The organism is Bacillus sp. YBWC18 (genome assembly GCF_002998775.1).
Taxonomy (GTDB): Bacteria; Bacillota; Bacilli; order Bacillales; family Bacillaceae; genus Bacillus.
This window is the reverse complement of the sequence record NZ_PVRI01000001.1, coordinates 88311-104939: the sequence shown is the minus strand read 5'-3', so window position 1 is coordinate 104939 and position 16629 is coordinate 88311. Positions and strand designations below refer to the sequence as shown.

Genomic DNA, 16629 nt, shown 5'->3' with positions numbered 1-16629 from the left:
GGGCCCTATACTTGGGGCCCTTTTTCATATCTTATTCAAAATGCTGAAATGCTGTTTCTTGCTTGACTGGCGCTTCCTTGACCCCGCGAATGGTTTGAATCACTTTCTGGTTGCGGTAGATGGATAGTTTTAAATTGGTCGCCGCTGTTCCATGAGAGTGATCAAGATGCGTGAATGTAAAGAAATGATGCGGGCGCTTGTCTTTGAACACAAGCCTGAAGTCTTCTGTCACTTTAAAATGCTCTTCACTTTCCCATTCAATCAAAGGTTCATACGCACTAAACCACGCCGGGATATTCGGAGTGTACCCTGTAGCCAATACGGCACGATCAGCTGTTATGCTCTTTTCTTTCTTTAGCTGCCACTGCTTTAGGTGCAGCTTCAGGGACTGATTCTCCTCCACCTGAATCGCTTCAAGCTCGGTCATTGGCTGAATCACCACAGATGGCTCTTCACCTGTAACAGACCGATGATACAATTCCTGATAAATACGCGAGAGCGTCGATGCATCTATACCATTTCTTAATCCAGTCAGCCTAGGCAATGTGTTCATTCGTTCTTCATAAGGAAGCGAATGGAAATATTCGACGTACTTCGGTGTAAATAGCTCCTGGCCAAGCTCTGCCGTCTCCAGCTCTCTAAATTCACTAGATCGCGTAAACCACGAAAGCTGCTGTCCTTTCTTTTGATGCTGAAGCAGGTCTAAGAAGATTTCGGCTGCACTCTGCCCAGAGCCAATCACCGTCACCGACTCAGCTTCATGAAGTTCTTCCTGCTGGTCTAAATAACGGCTGCTATGTGTCACATATGGCAGTGCAGCATCAGGCACATCGACAGGAATCATCGGTTTGCTCCCTGTTCCAAGCACGACATGCTTTGCACGATACTCAGAAAGCGATCCATCCTTCAATCGCCGGACTTTCACAAGATAACCACCTTGGCAGTCCGTCACTTCCTCTACCTTCATCCCAAATTGACAGCTATCTAATTCACCTGCGACCCATGATAAATACTCATTGAATTCTCTTCGCGGAATGTCAAACTGTTCAAATGTATAGAACCGGTGAAGTCTATTTGATTCATGTAAATAATTTAAAAATGTATACCTGCTCCTTGGATTCGCCATCGTCACAAGATCAGCTAAAAAGGAGACTTGTAAATCCGTTCCTTTGATCAGCATACCAGGATGCCAGGCAAACTCGGACTCCTGTTCAAAAAAACAGCATGAAACATCTTCATACTCCTCTAACAAAGCCGCCAAACCTAAATTGGCGGGCCCAATCCCAATTCCGATCACATCAATCATATGTACACCTGCTTTAACTTTTTATCACTTATATACCCTTTTACAAATGAAAAAAACACTGCGTCACCGCAGTGTTTAAACGTGAGGAACAAATAATGACTCAAGAAATTCAATTTTCTCTTCGGTATAGTGTTCATAGCGGTCATTATACGATTTTGGATCTTTTGGATTGGCATACTGCGTAATTTTTCCTGAACGCGGATCAATGAATTTACTAGCAGCACCGCATCCAATCCCAATGATTGTCTGCACTTCTTCCATAATAATGATATTATACAAACTTTCCTGCCCATCCAATGAATACCCGACATTTTCAAGGTTCCCTAAGATGTTTTTTTGTCTATATAAATAATAGGGATGATAGTCATGTGCTTTCGTCCAAGCGACCGCTTCATCCATCATACGTGTGATTTCTTCTCGGTCTGCTACTTGATATTTGTCCTTATTGCGCGTCATCTCAGAAGCTCTTTTAAAGGAGAGCGTATGCACGGTTAAAGATTCAGGCTTAAGTTCTTCAGTCTGCTGCAAGGAATGCTGGAATTCCTTTAGCCCTTCTCCCGGCAAACCAATAATTAAGTCCATATTAATGTTATTCATGCCATACTGTCTTGATAAGTGATACTTTTCAATCGTTTCTTCTACACTATGGTGCCGGCCAATGGCTTTCAGTGTTTCATTCTCATACGATTGTGGATTGATGCTAATCCGGTCAATATGATATCGGTTTAGCACCTCTAGCTTATCAGGTGAAATCGTATCAGGACGTCCTGCTTCGACAGTCACTTCCCGTATATGTTTCACATCAGGGAACGAGCGATACATTTCTTCATACAGCAAATCCATTTCTTCCGCAGTGATACTCGTCGGCGTACCTCCGCCAAAATAAACAGTCGTCACTTTGATACCATGTTCTTTTAGCCAAGTACCGATTTTTTGCATCTCATAATGCAGACCAAACAAAAACGTTCCCACTCTTCCAGCTTGTCCTTTAATCGCATAAGCAGGAAACGTGCAATAAGCGCATTTGGTTGGGCAGAAAGGAATACCAATATAAATACTTACTTCCTGCTGAAGGTCATACAGGTCAGGAATCGCTTGAAGCTGACGGTCGACAATCTCCTGCATCAAATCGATTTTTTCATCATGAATCAAATAATCACGCTTTAATGCGGCATGCGCGTCTTCCTTTGTCATGCCTTCTCTCAGCATCTTATGGAGTAATTTTGTAGGACGTATCCCTGTGAGAATACCCCACTTTTGCGTCATTCCTGTGTACTCCTGAAGCAGATGTAAATAAACAGACAGCACTGTGTTTTTGATTTGCTTCCAGCGCTCCTTATCGTTCAAGCCCTCTGGGACGTCTCGCGAAAAACGACTAGTGATGTCTGATCCAGCGATGTGACCAGATGCTTCCACCGTTCCATTTTCTTCTTTCCAGCTAAACACCATGGTTAAGCCATCTTCTAATTCTCCTGTATCAAACAGCACTTCACTATCTTCTTCAAATAAATTGGCTATATTAACAAGCGGGCGATGAAATCGTTCATCTGACAGCCCTTTAATTAAAATTCGCATCGTATCACCTTTATCTTCAAACTTGTTTCATTTTACAAAATCTATGTAGGAAAAGCAATGACTGGAACAGTTGAAGGCCCTGCCATTTCTTGATTGACAGGGCCTTCGTCTATATTATCGTTTAATATCGAATTGATGTAAAAATCCTTCTCTTTGCTGCATTCTAAAGTATTCTTTGATCATATAAGCGACTCCCTGTTCATCGTGCGAACGTGTCACCCAATCGGCTTTACGCTTAACAGAATGAGGGGCATTTCCCATCGCAACGCCTAAGCCAGCCAATTCGAGCATTGGGATGTCATCTGTCCCCTGCCCAATGACCACCGTATCTTCTAAAGTCAAACCTAATGCTGAAGTCAAAAGAGAAAGCCCCGCTTCTTTCGATACGCCTTTGCATACGATATTCATTTTCTCATCACTGATCTGAATAAGATCGACAGATGGAAAAGCTTGTTGAATGGTTCGGTGAATTTCAGGCTGAAGCTCTGCGGCCGAATATACTTCAATCACCGGTGTACTGACCGGTTCATCCATCAGCATATCACTTAGCGATTCAACAAATTGCACAGGATAGAAAATTGGATCAGACGGATGAATCAACGTCTTTCCCATCAGCTGTGACTGCGTTTTTTTCCGGTTGCCAATTGAGAATTTTTCATGCAGTAAGCGAACATTACAATCAAAGCTTTCAAGAATTTGCACAAGATTAAATGTTTTTTCTTCCGTTAGTTTCTTCACATGAAGCGGCTCATCGAGTTTATTCGCGATAAATGCACCACTATGCGTCACAAGGGTTGACGTTGGAATCTTCAACGCCTTGGCTATTTTTTGTGCGGAACGAAAATGCCGGTTGGTGACAAGCGTCACGTAAACCCCTTTTTTCTTCACGTATTCCACAGCTTCTTTTGTAGCGGAATGGATTTTTCCATTGGAACGAAGTAACGTTCCATCTATATTGAGTGCAAGTAGTTTTTTTGACACTGAGGCATCCCCCTTCTTGATGACTGTACTTACGATGAGGATATGCCCTAGCTTGGTGCTTTAGAACATGCAGTTGAAAGAGCCCTGTGTTATGAATCTTTTGCAAATAAAAAAAGCCTACCCCTAGGCTTTTTTTTATGTATGGTTTGGATGCGTCACAATGAGGTGATGAAGCTCCCCATGATCCCCTTATCTTTCACACACCAAAGCATTGCTTATATCAGATCCCCTTATGCTTTGCGTTTCTCCCAGAAGCGCTTCTCTCTCGTTTGGCTAATCGCCTTAAATCCCAAGTGAAACGCACCCAATTGTCCCATGAGAGCGCTCATTTGAAAGCACTTTCAATATAAGTATTATCGCAGAATTTATGAGCTTCGACAACCTTTTTTTGAAAAGTTGGACAGGGAACATGTGAAATAAAAAAAGGGCGAATATCATCGCCCTTTTCATTAATTATTTTCTTCTGGATTCCCATAAAGCTCTTCAAGAGGCTTCATGATCACTTTATTTAATTCTCCGATGAGAACACTCACACGTTGTTCTGCTTCCATCAACTGAGAGATTTTATCGTGCTGTTGAACAAGTGCCACTGTTTTTTGAGCTTGCTCCACTTCTTCTTGTGTGATCTCTTGACCAGTCATTTGTTTTTGTTGAAGGTTTACTTGAATGTCCCGGAAGTTCTCGAACATTCTTTTAGAGGACTCATCCGCGTTTACCTCATCATAAAGATTTTTTAAAGTTGAATATTCTTCGCTATGACGCAGAGCTTTTTCAAGGTCATATGCAACATCATAAACATTTACAGACATGTTATGTCTCCTTTCTATCCGTTATCACCGATATGATCGGCGGACACCACTCCACTATAACAAACTATGGCTTTCGTTTGCACATATATACAATGAATTCATCAAAATTTCTCTAGCTTGTCTTAAAATAGCGTGACAAAGATTGCTTGAATTGCGCCGATTAATCCGCCTAAAAAACCGCCTAAAAACGTGATCATTTTAAGTTCATTGTTGGAAATGCTAATCACAAGCTCCTCCATTTTTTTAAGCGGAAAATGTTCAATCTGCTCACGAATGATATCTTCAAATTTGAGCTTTGCGAGCAGTCCCTCTAAAGCATTCGATGCTGCTTTAATCCCCTTGTCGACAAGCACTGGTGCAAAGTGTGTTTTGAGATCAAGCGCTACTGCACTGACATAATATCCAACTGGCTTGTCTAATATCAGCTTTGTAGAGAAGTGTGAAAGCAATTGCTTTTTCACACTATAAGCAAGCTCCTTCACATTCCATTTTTCATCTAGCTCCTGAAGAGAAAACTGCTTCACCTTGTCCCATTCTTGAACAAGCAAATCTGATAAAAATCTTTTTGTTTCTGCGTTTCTTAAAAATTTGATGATTTCAGGATGTACCCGATCAATTAAGCTTGAATTCCCTAGAAACATTTGAACCATACTGCCAAGCATGCCTCGTTCCTTTAAGAAATCATCAATCATATTGCCAAGTCTTGCTTTACCTTCCTCGCTTTCAAAATAATGAATCCCTCTCTTTAAAATATAATCTGCTGCATCTGGAATTTTTGAAGATATTTTGTTTTCCACATCTAGCGGAAGCAATTCAGATAAAGTTTGCTCATTATATTTTTCAAGCAGTGAATTGAGCTTTTGATCAGACCACTGATGGATCCATTCATCTGCTTTGACGTCAGCCTGTGATACGCCGAATCTTTCAAGCAAAGATAGCACTGTTATCTCCATTTCAGCGCCTTTGTCAATATATCGATGGACTGTATGCAAGATCTCCTGCTTTGCCTCCGATGATTCAAATCGCTTTTGAATTCCTTCTGGCGTGAGCAAATGCTCCATAACCATGACACCAACCTGCTTGGCTACTTCGTCTCTTCTTTTAGGAATGAGCCCTGGTGTAAATGGAAGCTGTTTCCCAAATAAATAGTATGGCTTATAAGGCCGAAAAAGCATTTTAATTGCAAGATGGTTTGTCGCTGCTCCTATGACTGCGCCTATAACAATCATAAAGATAAACGTTGTGAATATATTCAAAGTCGTCATCTACCTTTCAAACAACACCCGATGTTTATTGGTTTAATCTATACGTATTATAGTTGTTGTCAAGTCCCCAAGCAAATGAAGCATGTTGCTAGACATATGATCAATCGATCTGTCGTAATGATAAAGGAGCGCAATCTTTATGTAAAATCATGAAAAAGTGTTTTTGTGCTGGTAAAAAAAGAAGTTGAAAAGAAGGTGTTTTTTAATGACATCAACATTAGGTATTGTGACCCTTTCTTCAAAGTATGAAGAGGCATTCACTCGTGGGTTAGCCAAAGCTGCCCCTTCTTATGGTTTAAAGGTTGTTCGTTTTACACCATTTGATTTAAAGCCGGCTTCAAATTTGATACAAGGTCAAACTTATACGAATGGTCAAGGATTTGCCGCAGTAGAATTTGAGATTCCTGACTTGATTTACGATCGATGCCTTTACAAGCATGACGCACAATCTAAAAAAGCAAAACCAATCATGGAATGGCTGAAAAAGTATCCGAAAACAGATTTTTTGAATACAGGTATTTCAAATAAAATGATGCTATTTGAGCAGCTCCGTCTCCTCCCTTCTTTACAGCCATATTTACCTGTCTGCTCATTATTAAAAGAGCCATCAGACCTTCTCAACATGGTAAGGAAAGACGGTTATTGTAAAATGCAGCCGCTCTCTCAACAGCATGCAGCATCTACTTACTTCATTTTCTTAAAAGACAACACTTTCACTGTTCAGCTAAGTCCCGAGCAAGTCATCACATTTTCGCGTTCATCAGATATAGAGCGCTGGTGCAAAAAGTACGTAGGCCGATATTTCCTTCAATTTTTTCAGACGAGTGATCAAAAAGACTTTTTATTCAATGAAATAAGGATTTTCCTTATGAAAGATTCACAAAATCAATGGAATCGCATAGGGATTCACACAAAATCACCTACAGAAAATAGTCATTTAAACATTATACAAAAATCAGCTCCCATGATAGGCTTTGATCACTATCTAAACACATTGCAGCCGCACATCAAAGAGCTTCTTTTAGATGATATTGCATCCATTCAAGCATCTCTCCCAGCATATATAGATAAAACCTTCTCCCCTTGCTTTGAATTCGCTGTAGACTTACTCCATACAAGTGAAGGCAGGCTTTTCATATCAAATATAAGATCAAAGCCAGGGCGATCCGTTTTTTTAAAAACTTATCCTGACAAGGAAGATCAATTGATTCGTACCATTCTTGCACATGCTCAATCGATGACGTCTCAACCGAAGGAGGTTTCTTATGAACAAAAATCGCTTCATCATCGCCCCTCATCTCACAAGTGAAAAAACAGTTCATCTTCCCGCCCATTTTAAACAGCAGGATGCGATCTATTCTCTTGCTTTAGGGTCCCGTTTAGTAGATGACTTCACCGTTTCCTATCATCAACATCCAAATAAAATTTTATTATCAGAAAATCTATATAGAAATTTACTAATTCCTTATCAATCAAAAGCTGATGTGATCGCCGTTGATCATACACTGTTTATAGGGCCGCTGCTTGGCATTTTCACCGCAGGTTTTGGGCAAAGCGCGCAGCCACTAGGAACGAGATCAGACTTTTTTATCAAACTGCTGCACTCTTTCAGGCAGCATGCTGGATTTGCCTACCTTTTTGGTACACATTCTATTGATTGGGATAAAGGAATAGTAGAAGGGTTGTTGTACCAACAGCAAACATGGGTTAAAAAACAGATGCCTCTGCCGTCAGTCATTTACGACCGTCTTCCAAATAGAAAGGCTGCTCAGTCGGCATTCATTCAAGAAACAAAGCGTAAACTCACACAAGACTATGATATTCCTTGGTTCAACCCTTATTTTTTTAATAAATGGGATATTCATGAACAACTGTTAACAGATGAAAAAACATGTCCTTTTCTTCCACATTCCATACAATTGGATCCGGTGGACGCTCTAAATAAAATAGAAACACTCCTCCATCTACATCAGGTCATATACTTAAAACCATCGAATGGAAGTCACGGCGACGGTATTTATCAATTAAAGAAGACGGCTCATGGAATCACTGTATGCTCAAATCACGGAAGCGCTGTTCCATATGACTCAATAGAGCATTTCGTGACCAAGCTCCGGAAAGATCACGCAATTCAAGACTTTATGGCTCAACAAGGCATTGCACTTCTTCAAATAGACAATCAACCAATGGATTTCAGAGTTCATACGAATAAAAATAAGTACGGCCATTGGACAGTCACGGCAGCAGCAGCAAAAGTCTCTGGCAATCACACAGTAACGACTCACCATTTACATGGTGGCTTAGTAAAAACACTTTATGATGTTTTTCCAGAAAAGAAGAAGCGTTTGAAAACTTTAGAGCAGCTTTCTTATACTGCCATCACGCTTAGTCAGGTGATAGATGAAAAAATGTCCGGTCATATTGGTGAAATCGGTTTTGATTTAGGCATTGATCAGACAGGAGCTATCTGGATGTTTGAAGCCAATTCTCGCCCTGGCCGCGAGATTTTCCAGCATGTTTCATTGCGAAACTCAGAAAGGCTGATTGGGAAAAGAATCATGGATTATGCATCTTATCTTTCACAAACGACCTCAACAACTACAGACCACACGAACGTCTACTAACTGTTTTTCGTTTTAAATTGATGGTGTTATGAAATCTATGCTTTTCCTATGCTCTTTTCATCAGATGAGATACAATAAAATCAAGTTCAAGGTTGTTTCCGTATTGTCGTGTTTATTTATTGTTTCATCAATAAAAGCAAGGAGGCAATGATGATATGATTTCTCATTTTCAATGGAAACCTCTCTTTAAGAAAGCACAGTTGCCAGGCTGGAAAATATCCTTTTTTCACAATGGTGCGCACTACGAAGGCATCTACCACAAAACAGGTGATATTGAATGGGGCTCCCAGCTTCCACCTCATGAAGTCGAACCAACCTTAAAAGAAGAAATCCACGAATTAATGCTATTCCATGTCTATGATTAAACTGTTTAAGGAGCTTCGCCATGTTAGAAAAATTAAAGCTTGTTTACAGAGAGCATATCATCAGCTCACCTACAAATGATCATCAAATTCTTTGGTATCAAACAGACGAAGGCGAATTATTTGGAGTAGACAAATCAGAGCTTACAGCGAGAGAAACACTTCTTCTCAATACTTTCCTTACACCAATTGATCTTTCTCATACAAAGCAGACTGAGGATGAACAAAAATGGTACAGCTATCTTTTTGATAACAAACCACTAACCGTTCAGCACCCCGTCCGTGTATATTATTTTAAAATGTCCCATCAAGCAGAACAAAGGCAGCAAATAAAAGAGGCTGTGGTTCACAGCCTCGAACATGCTCATTTCATTTGGACAGGCGCTGATACAGCGATGCTGATTCAAACAAACGCTACATCAGAAAATAGTCAATTAGATCTGCTAAATGATTTGTCTCTAGCCATTACAAGTGACTTTTTAACAGACTCAGTCTTTTTACAAGGACAGCTCCATTTGCCAAATGGACATTTACAAAAAAAATTGTTAAATGAACAGAAACTTTTCTTGGACCATGTGCAGCGAGGCAAGCTTAGATCAGGGATTTCCACATTTTATCAATGTCTGCCATCACTCATACGTTATGATGAATCCGCGCTCTCTCATGCTATTTCAGATGCTTTTAAAGAGGCGGTCCTTGATCGGGACGTTTACCGCACCCTCATGACCTATATGCAATGTAACTTAAATGCATCCAAGGCAGCAAAAGCTTTATATGTTCACAGAAACAGCCTTCAATATCGAATCGATAAATTTATTGAGCGCACAGGAATCGATATACGGCATTTTCCAGAAGCATCTGCTGTTTATTTTATGATGAATCTTCTCGACCTTTCATAACAATCAATGACATGAGCATCCTGCCCAAAAGTGAAAATGAGATGTTGTGCATGTTGTCCATTTACAGACGCTTCCCCATTTTATACACTTTATTTACAAGTAAAGCGCTTTCAATAAGAGGATGGGGAGGTTATCATCTATGGCTGAAATGATGCTCAATCAAATTTATAAAGTGTATGATAACAAGGTAACAGCAGTAGACAACTTTAATCTACATATAGAAGATAAAGAATTTATCGTGTTTGTTGGTCCATCTGGGTGCGGAAAATCAACAACCCTTCGCATGATTGCAGGACTTGAAGAGATTTCACAAGGGGATTTTCTGTTAGACGGAAAACGGATGAATGATGTAGCACCAAAAGACCGGGATATCGCAATGGTTTTCCAAAACTATGCTTTGTACCCTCACATGAATGTATACGATAATATGGCTTTTGGATTAAAGCTGCGGAAGTTCCCGAAAACAGAAATTGATGAGCGGGTTCGAAATGCTGCGAAAATATTGGGGCTTGAGCAATATTTAGACAGAAAACCAAAAGCTCTGTCTGGCGGTCAAAGACAACGTGTTGCACTTGGGAGAGCAATTGTGCGTGATGCAAAGGTCTTTCTTTTGGATGAGCCGCTTTCTAATTTAGATGCAAAACTTCGCGTTCAGATGCGTGCTGAAATATCTAAGCTTCATCAGCGTCTGCAAACGACATTTATCTATGTCACACATGATCAGACTGAAGCTATGACAATGGCTACTCGCCTTGTTGTGATGAAAGATGGCTTTATTCAGCAGGTTGGAGCGCCGAAGGATGTATATGAAAATCCAGAGAATGTATTTGTAGGTGGATTCATTGGCTCTCCTGCGATGAATTTTTTCACAGGAAAGCTCTCTGACGGTGCCATTGCAGTTGGAAAAACGCATATTCGTGTACCAGAAGGAAAGATGAAGGTATTACGCAGCCAAGGTTATATCGGAAAAGATATCATCCTTGGTATCAGACCAGAAGATTTTCATGATGAACCCGTGTTTATAGAGGCATCTGAGGGCACAAAGATCGATGCCAACGTAGAAGTTGCTGAATTAATGGGAGCAGAAACGATGCTTTACTCTTCTCTCGATGGTCAATCGTTTATTGCTCGTGTTGATTCTCGTACCGATGTTCAGGCTGGACAGTCTATACCTCTTGCCATCGATATGAACAAAGCCCACTTCTTTGACTCGGATACGGAGCTCCGCATTCGCTCCGCTGAATAAAGAGATACATGCAGCACCATCACTCATGATTGAGTGATGGTTTTTTTGCATGTTGAACAACATTTACCATGTTCTTTTCTCGTATGTTTTTTTCAGAAATCACCATAATACTTAGTACAAAGCAGTTACTGCATTGGGTTTTGCCAAGTGGCAAATGACTTGCTCATTTCGCTGGTGCGATTCCAGCAAACCCAACCAAAAACCAAATCATATACAAAAAGGAGATTCACATCATGGCAAATTCTAATAGTTCAAATCAATTACTAGTTCCTGGAGCAGAGCAAGCAATCGACCAAATGAAGTACGAAATCGCTTCTGAATTCGGTGTAAACCTTGGTGCAGAAACAACATCTCGCGCTAACGGATCAGTTGGTGGAGAAATCACTAAGCGTCTTGTATCTTACGCTCAACAACACATGGGTGGAACACAAGCTTAATTTCATATTTGGATCATAGAAGGCACCTCTTAAGGTGTCTTCTTTTTTTATTTTTATCCCTCACCAATCTCCTTTCCAGCTCATATCATGTAGTAGAAAGGAGCGGATCTTCATGGACATTATTTCCGGTATGAACTTTGAACTTCTACAATTTGTAGGGATCTCTCTATTATGTGAATATGCTCATAGTATTCGGTCCTTTCACTTTTATAAAAAAAGCATCACATAAAAGTTGTACCATTTTGGGTTCTTTTCACTTATAGTATGTAGTGGAGGGATCGAACAGATGAAAATAGCTCTTTTCGGTGCTCATGGACGTGTAGGACAAGCATTTCTTCGTTTCGTTCAAGTAGATGATCGTTACATAGTTCGTTCATTGATTCGGACAAACCGAGAAGAAATGCTTGCGGGTATGTTTCAAGTCACCGGCAATTCAAGAAATCGAGAAGATGTGCTTGAGACGATCAAAGGAGCAGATATTGTTGTGAGCTGTCTATCAACAGATGGTGATGATACATTATCTGTTTCAATGGAGCATATCGTACAAGCCATGAAGCAATCAAATACTTCAAGAATTATTACAATTGGTACGGCAGGTATTTTAAAGGCAAGGCAGCAGCCGGAACTTTACCGTTTTGAAACAAATGAATCAAGGCGGACTACTTCCCGAGCAGCTAAAGAGCATGCCAAAGCGTTTGAAATCCTTCAATCGACTGATCTAGATTGGACCATTATTTGTCCAACCTATTTACCAGATGGAGATGTGACACGGTCATATCGCTATGAAAAAGATTTTCTCCCTATAGATGGAAAGAAAATTTCAGTTGAAGATACCGCACACTTTTTATATCAGCAGTTAAATTCGAAGGAATTTGTACATCAACGCGTCGGCATTGCCTACTGATGATGCAGCTCGTGTAAACGATATAACTAGTAAAGGTCGAGGTCAAAAACGAATCCTCGACTTTTTATGCAAATAAAAAGAGCCTCATTCAAAGTGAATAGGCTCTTTTTTGTTATTCATTAGCTGTTTGCAACAGCACCCTTTTGCAGTTCGTACATTTGCGCATACAGCCCTTCTTGCTGCATGAGTTGATCATGACTGCCTCGCTCGACAATTTCACCTTTTTCTAATACCAAAATCATATCGGCTTTCTTAATGGTGGATAATCGGTGAGCAATGACAAAAGTCGTTCGTCCTTCTTTGACGACATCAAGCGCCCGCTGAATGATCGCTTCTGTTTCTGTATCAATGTTTGCGGTGGCTTCATCTAAAATTAAGATCGCTGGATCGTACGCTAATGCACGGGCAAATGAGATTAACTGACGTTCCCCTGAGGAAAGAGTACTTCCCTTTTCAACGACTGGTTCATCAAATCCTTTTGGCAGGTGCTTCAATAACTCTACTGCGCCTACTTGCTTTAATGATGATTCAATCGTTTCTCTTTTAATGTCTTCATTTCCTAAGCTGACATTGGATGCAATCGTTCCGGAAAATAAATACGGGTCTTGAAGCACAATGCCCATTTGTTTACGCAACGTTTGGCGTGACTGGTGATAAATGCTTTCCCCATCTATGAAAATGTCTCCTTGCTGAATGTCATAAAAACGCAGCAGCAAGTTCATGATCGAGCTTTTCCCAGAACCGGTATGCCCCACAAGTGCAACCGTCTGGCCTTTTTTGGCCTCGAACGTAATGTTCTTTAATACATTATTTCCTTCATTATAAGCAAAGGTGACATCTTGGAACTGAATGTGTCCCTCCATTTTCTTTTGAACAGGTTCTTCCACTGTTGTTCCTGGCTCATCTAATAATCGGAAAACCCTTTCCGATGAAACCCTTGCTAATTCCAATCTCGAGAATTGGTTCACAATGCCTGTAATCGGCTGAAATAATCGATTTAAATAATCGACAAACGCATAGAGCACACCAATTGACACAATGCCCGTCGCACTTAAGGACGCACCGCCAAAATACCAAATGAGTGCCACATATGCTAAATTCCGAAGCAGGTTAACCAAGTTATGCGACAGAAGTGAATTTAAATGCAGCATCTTTCGCTGATATCGAAAGTGATTGTTGTTCAGCTCATCAAATTCCTCTTTCGTCACTTTTTCATGACGAAACGCTTGAATAATGGTCATCCCTTGAATGGCTTCATTTAGCTTGGCATTGATGTCACTAATGATCGAACGAATGCGGTGGTTGTACACTGATGCAAACTTTCTGTAGGTCATTGACCATAGGAAAATAATCGGTACCGCCACCAAACAAATGAGTGCCAGCTTCACATTTAATAAAAACATGGCAATATAAATTCCAATCATGTAAATAGCACTCGTCACGAAATTAGCGAGGACTGTCACATATAAATCACGAATGGTTTCAGTGTCATTGGTAATCCTCGCTACGACCTTTCCAGCCGGTAAATTATCAAAATACCGGATAGGCAGCGTTTGAATATGCTCAAATACATCAACCCTCATTTTTTGAATAATTCGATTGGCTATCCGCTGTAGCAGATAATGCTGCGCATACTGAAAGAAAATCGCAATGACGAGAAGCCCTAGATAAAATAGAACAAGCTGCACCAAACCACTGATTTCCGGCTCATAAAAAGAGAAAATTTCCTCTTTGGATAAACGCTGTACTTGATAAGTCTCGCGCTCGTTCCCATTTTCAATGGTAAGCTGATCTCCGGATATCTTTCGGTTTCCATCAAAACGAATCGGCTCATTTACAAAATAGTAACCGAATCCGACTTGCACCACATTGATTTGTTTTCCGGATTTCATACCACTGTCTAATCGATCGCTTCGTATATAGTTATTTCCCTGGTAATAAACGGTTTTGTCTGTTTTTTCATTGACTTCGACATACGGTTTTTCTACACCTAAAATATGATCATCAATCATTTTCTTCCCAATAAATGGTCCTGTCAGTTCAGCACCTACTGCAATGATGAGAAAGATCAAGGCAACAGACAGTACTTTCTTATAAAGGAGTGCGTAGGCAAGGAGTCTTCTTCCTGTTGTCATGCCTCATCCCCTCCTTCCAGCTGGTTTGTCAGCTGCTGACGCAGAAATTGTTCTTTGTACCACCCATCTTGCTGAATGAGCTCTTCGTGGGTGCCCTTTTGGACAATGCGTCCTTCTTCCATGACAAGTATGAGATCCGCATGCTCAACAGCTGATAGACGATGAGTCGTAATAAACGTCGTTTTCCCATGACGATTATGCCTTAAATTTTCTAAAATAGCGGTTTCTGTTTTTGCATCTACCGCAGAAAGCGAGTCATCCAGTATTAAAATGTCGGGGTCTATTAATAAAGCGCGCGCAATGGAAATTCGCTGCTTTTGTCCACCTGACAGCGCCACACCTTTTTCCCCCACCATGGTTTCGAGACCCTCTGGCAAAAGACGTAAATCTTTTTCAAAGTAAGCATCTTTGATCGCTTGTGCTAATTCATTTTGTTTTGCGTCCCGATGACCAAAGCGCATATTCTCTTCTACACTTTTTGAAAAAAGGATATGATCCTGCGGTACGTATCCGATCCATTGAAATAGCTGATCCAATTCGATCTCTTGGATTGGGACTCCTGATAGCAGGATTTGACCATCACCTGTTGGATACTGGCGCAGAAGCTGTTTTACGATAGTCGTTTTACCGCTTCCTGTTTTGCCTGCAATTCCGATTGTCTGCCCTTTTCGAACCGTAAAGGACACATCAATTAAATTATCTTTAGGGGAAGTTGGATACCTGAATGTCACGTGATCAAACTGAATATCGCCAGGCTCTTGTAACGTTTTTGGCTGAGAAGCGTCTGTGACATCCGGCTTGTAGCTGAGTGTATGATTCAACCGGTCTAACGACGCATTTCCCCTTTGCATAATATTAATCAATTCGCCTATCGCAAACATTGGCCAGATCATCATTCCAAGATAGACGTTAAATGCTACAAGCTCACCAATGGTTAAATCACTTTGGAACACAAGATAGGCTCCGTAGCCGATTCCAATTAAGTAGCTGACACCGACAAGTAATTTCACTGTCGGCTCAAACAATGAATCAATGATCGCCACTCTCATATTTTTTTGAAATACATCATCTGTCATTTGGCGAAAGCGTTCGACATCTTGTTTCTCCTGTACAAAAGACCGAATAACCCGGACACCTGCGACTGATTCAAGGACGCGATCGTTCATATCACCAAATGCATCTTGAGCAACTGTAAAGCGATCATGAATCTTGCTGCCATAATACGCAATCAAGAGCGCCATCAGCGGCATAGGGATGATCGCCATTAAGGTTAATTTCCAGCTAATCGTCAGCCCCATCGTAAAGAAGATCATCAGCATATAAGCAGTGGAATCAACCAATGTCAGAACGCCAAAACCTGTCGTTAAAGCCACAGCATTTAAATCGTTTGTACCTAATGCCATTAAATTACCGGTTTTTTTCTTTTCATAAAAGGTGGGTGTCATCTTAAGTAAGTGACGCATGAGCTTCCCGCGCATCACACGCTCCATGACATTTGCGCCGCCAAATAACTGATACATCCAAAAATATGTCAGCGTATAGACGACGACACCTAGCAAGCAAAAAATGGTTACATAAAACACAATACTGGATGTTGTAAATTGACCAGAACGAATGTCATCAACTGCCTGCCCAAGATATCTTGGCGGCAGCATTTCAAGCACATTCACAATGAGCAGAAGCGTAATGGCGATCGTATAACGCCTCCACTCTTGTTTGAAGAACCAGCCTAATTTCGCAAATACTGAAAACATGTTTGTCTCTCCTTTTAAAGCTAGCCGCTTTCTAGATTTTCCTGGCTGTCACCTTGTTTCGTTTTTTTGGTTTTTGTCATTTGTCTTGCTTTTGGCATGTTCACATGCTTTCACTCCTCTTCATTTACTTGTTGATCTCCATCCCTTTATTTCGAAATGCGAAATGAATACAACAAAAAAAGAGGCAACCAGCTGTCTGGTACGCCTCTTTTAGTCATGTAAAAAGGCGCATGTTGACAAATACGCAACATACGCCTTGATTCATCCGATCAATTGGAACATACGAGTCCCTTTTCAATGACCAATGAAGGTGTAATTGTCACGTGAATCAA

The 16629-nt window shown here is 40.7% G+C and carries 14 protein-coding genes; 7 read left to right on the top strand and 7 right to left on the bottom strand.

Translation table 11 applies throughout. From position 1 onward, the window contains the following. Positions 1-31: 31 nt before the first annotated feature. The 5 genes from C6348_RS00590 to C6348_RS00570 form a co-directional block, all read right to left on the bottom strand. Complete coding sequence (locus C6348_RS00590; RefSeq protein ID WP_106041455.1) at positions 32-1306, bottom strand: lysine N(6)-hydroxylase/L-ornithine N(5)-oxygenase family protein; 1275 nt, start codon at positions 1304-1306, stop codon at positions 32-34. A 75-nt stretch (positions 1307-1381) separates the two neighbouring features. Continuing rightward, a complete protein-coding gene (locus C6348_RS00585; protein WP_034663621.1) occupies positions 1382-2881 on the bottom strand; it encodes a coproporphyrinogen III oxidase in 1500 nt (499 codons plus the stop codon). A 114-nt stretch (positions 2882-2995) separates the two neighbouring features. Further along, the gene (locus tag C6348_RS00580; RefSeq protein ID WP_034663623.1) at positions 2996-3862 is read right to left on the bottom strand and encodes a Cof-type HAD-IIB family hydrolase; all 867 of its coding nucleotides are present in this window, start codon (positions 3860-3862) and stop codon (positions 2996-2998) included. 449 nt (positions 3863-4311) lie between these two features. Beyond that, a complete protein-coding gene (locus C6348_RS00575) occupies positions 4312-4671 on the bottom strand; it encodes a YlbF/YmcA family competence regulator (RefSeq protein ID WP_106039568.1) in 360 nt (119 codons plus the stop codon). Between the two features lie 122 nt (positions 4672-4793). Further along, on the bottom strand, positions 4794-5927 hold the full coding sequence (locus tag C6348_RS00570) for a DUF445 domain-containing protein (protein ID WP_106041453.1): 1134 nt from the start codon (positions 5925-5927) through the stop codon (positions 4794-4796). A 214-nt stretch (positions 5928-6141) separates the two neighbouring features. On the opposite strand from C6348_RS00570, the gene C6348_RS00565 reads away from it, so the two are divergent. The 7 genes from C6348_RS00565 to C6348_RS00535 all read left to right on the top strand — a co-directional run bounded on the left by C6348_RS00565 (position 6142) and on the right by C6348_RS00535 (position 12408). Further along, positions 6142-7245 carry a YheC/YheD family protein gene (locus tag C6348_RS00565; RefSeq protein ID WP_106041451.1) on the top strand — a complete coding sequence of 368 codons (1104 nt, stop codon included), beginning with the start codon at positions 6142-6144 and terminating at the stop codon, positions 7243-7245. Beyond that, complete coding sequence (locus C6348_RS00560; protein WP_106041449.1) at positions 7202-8560, top strand: YheC/YheD family endospore coat-associated protein; 1359 nt, start codon at positions 7202-7204, stop codon at positions 8558-8560. The genes C6348_RS00565 and C6348_RS00560 overlap by 44 nt, the downstream gene beginning before the upstream one ends. A gap of 155 nt (positions 8561-8715) precedes the next feature. Further along, positions 8716-8925: a YheE family protein gene (locus C6348_RS00555; protein ID WP_003211787.1), complete on the top strand. Its 210-nt coding sequence runs from the start codon at positions 8716-8718 to the stop codon at positions 8923-8925. Positions 8926-8945: 20 nt separating this feature from the next. Next, positions 8946-9821 carry a helix-turn-helix domain-containing protein gene (locus C6348_RS00550; RefSeq protein ID WP_106041447.1) on the top strand — a complete coding sequence of 292 codons (876 nt, stop codon included), beginning with the start codon at positions 8946-8948 and terminating at the stop codon, positions 9819-9821. Positions 9822-9960: 139 nt separating this feature from the next. Next, positions 9961-11067 carry an ABC transporter ATP-binding protein gene (locus tag C6348_RS00545; protein WP_034663634.1) on the top strand — a complete coding sequence of 369 codons (1107 nt, stop codon included), beginning with the start codon at positions 9961-9963 and terminating at the stop codon, positions 11065-11067. Between the two features lie 233 nt (positions 11068-11300). Next, positions 11301-11504, top strand: coding sequence for an alpha/beta-type small acid-soluble spore protein (locus C6348_RS00540; RefSeq protein ID WP_034663637.1), 204 nt, complete (start codon positions 11301-11303; stop codon positions 11502-11504). A gap of 286 nt (positions 11505-11790) precedes the next feature. Beyond that, positions 11791-12408, top strand: coding sequence for an NAD(P)-dependent oxidoreductase (locus tag C6348_RS00535; protein ID WP_034663640.1), 618 nt, complete (start codon positions 11791-11793; stop codon positions 12406-12408). A 119-nt stretch (positions 12409-12527) separates the two neighbouring features. On the opposite strand, the gene C6348_RS00530 is transcribed toward C6348_RS00535, so the two are convergent. Next, positions 12528-14543: an ABC transporter ATP-binding protein gene (locus tag C6348_RS00530; RefSeq protein WP_106041445.1), complete on the bottom strand. Its 2016-nt coding sequence runs from the start codon at positions 14541-14543 to the stop codon at positions 12528-12530. Beyond that, the gene (gene bmrC, locus C6348_RS00525; protein ID WP_106041443.1) at positions 14540-16297 is read right to left on the bottom strand and encodes a multidrug ABC transporter ATP-binding protein BmrC; all 1758 of its coding nucleotides are present in this window, start codon (positions 16295-16297) and stop codon (positions 14540-14542) included. The genes C6348_RS00530 and bmrC overlap by 4 nt, the downstream gene beginning before the upstream one ends. Positions 16298-16629 lie beyond the last annotated feature (332 nt).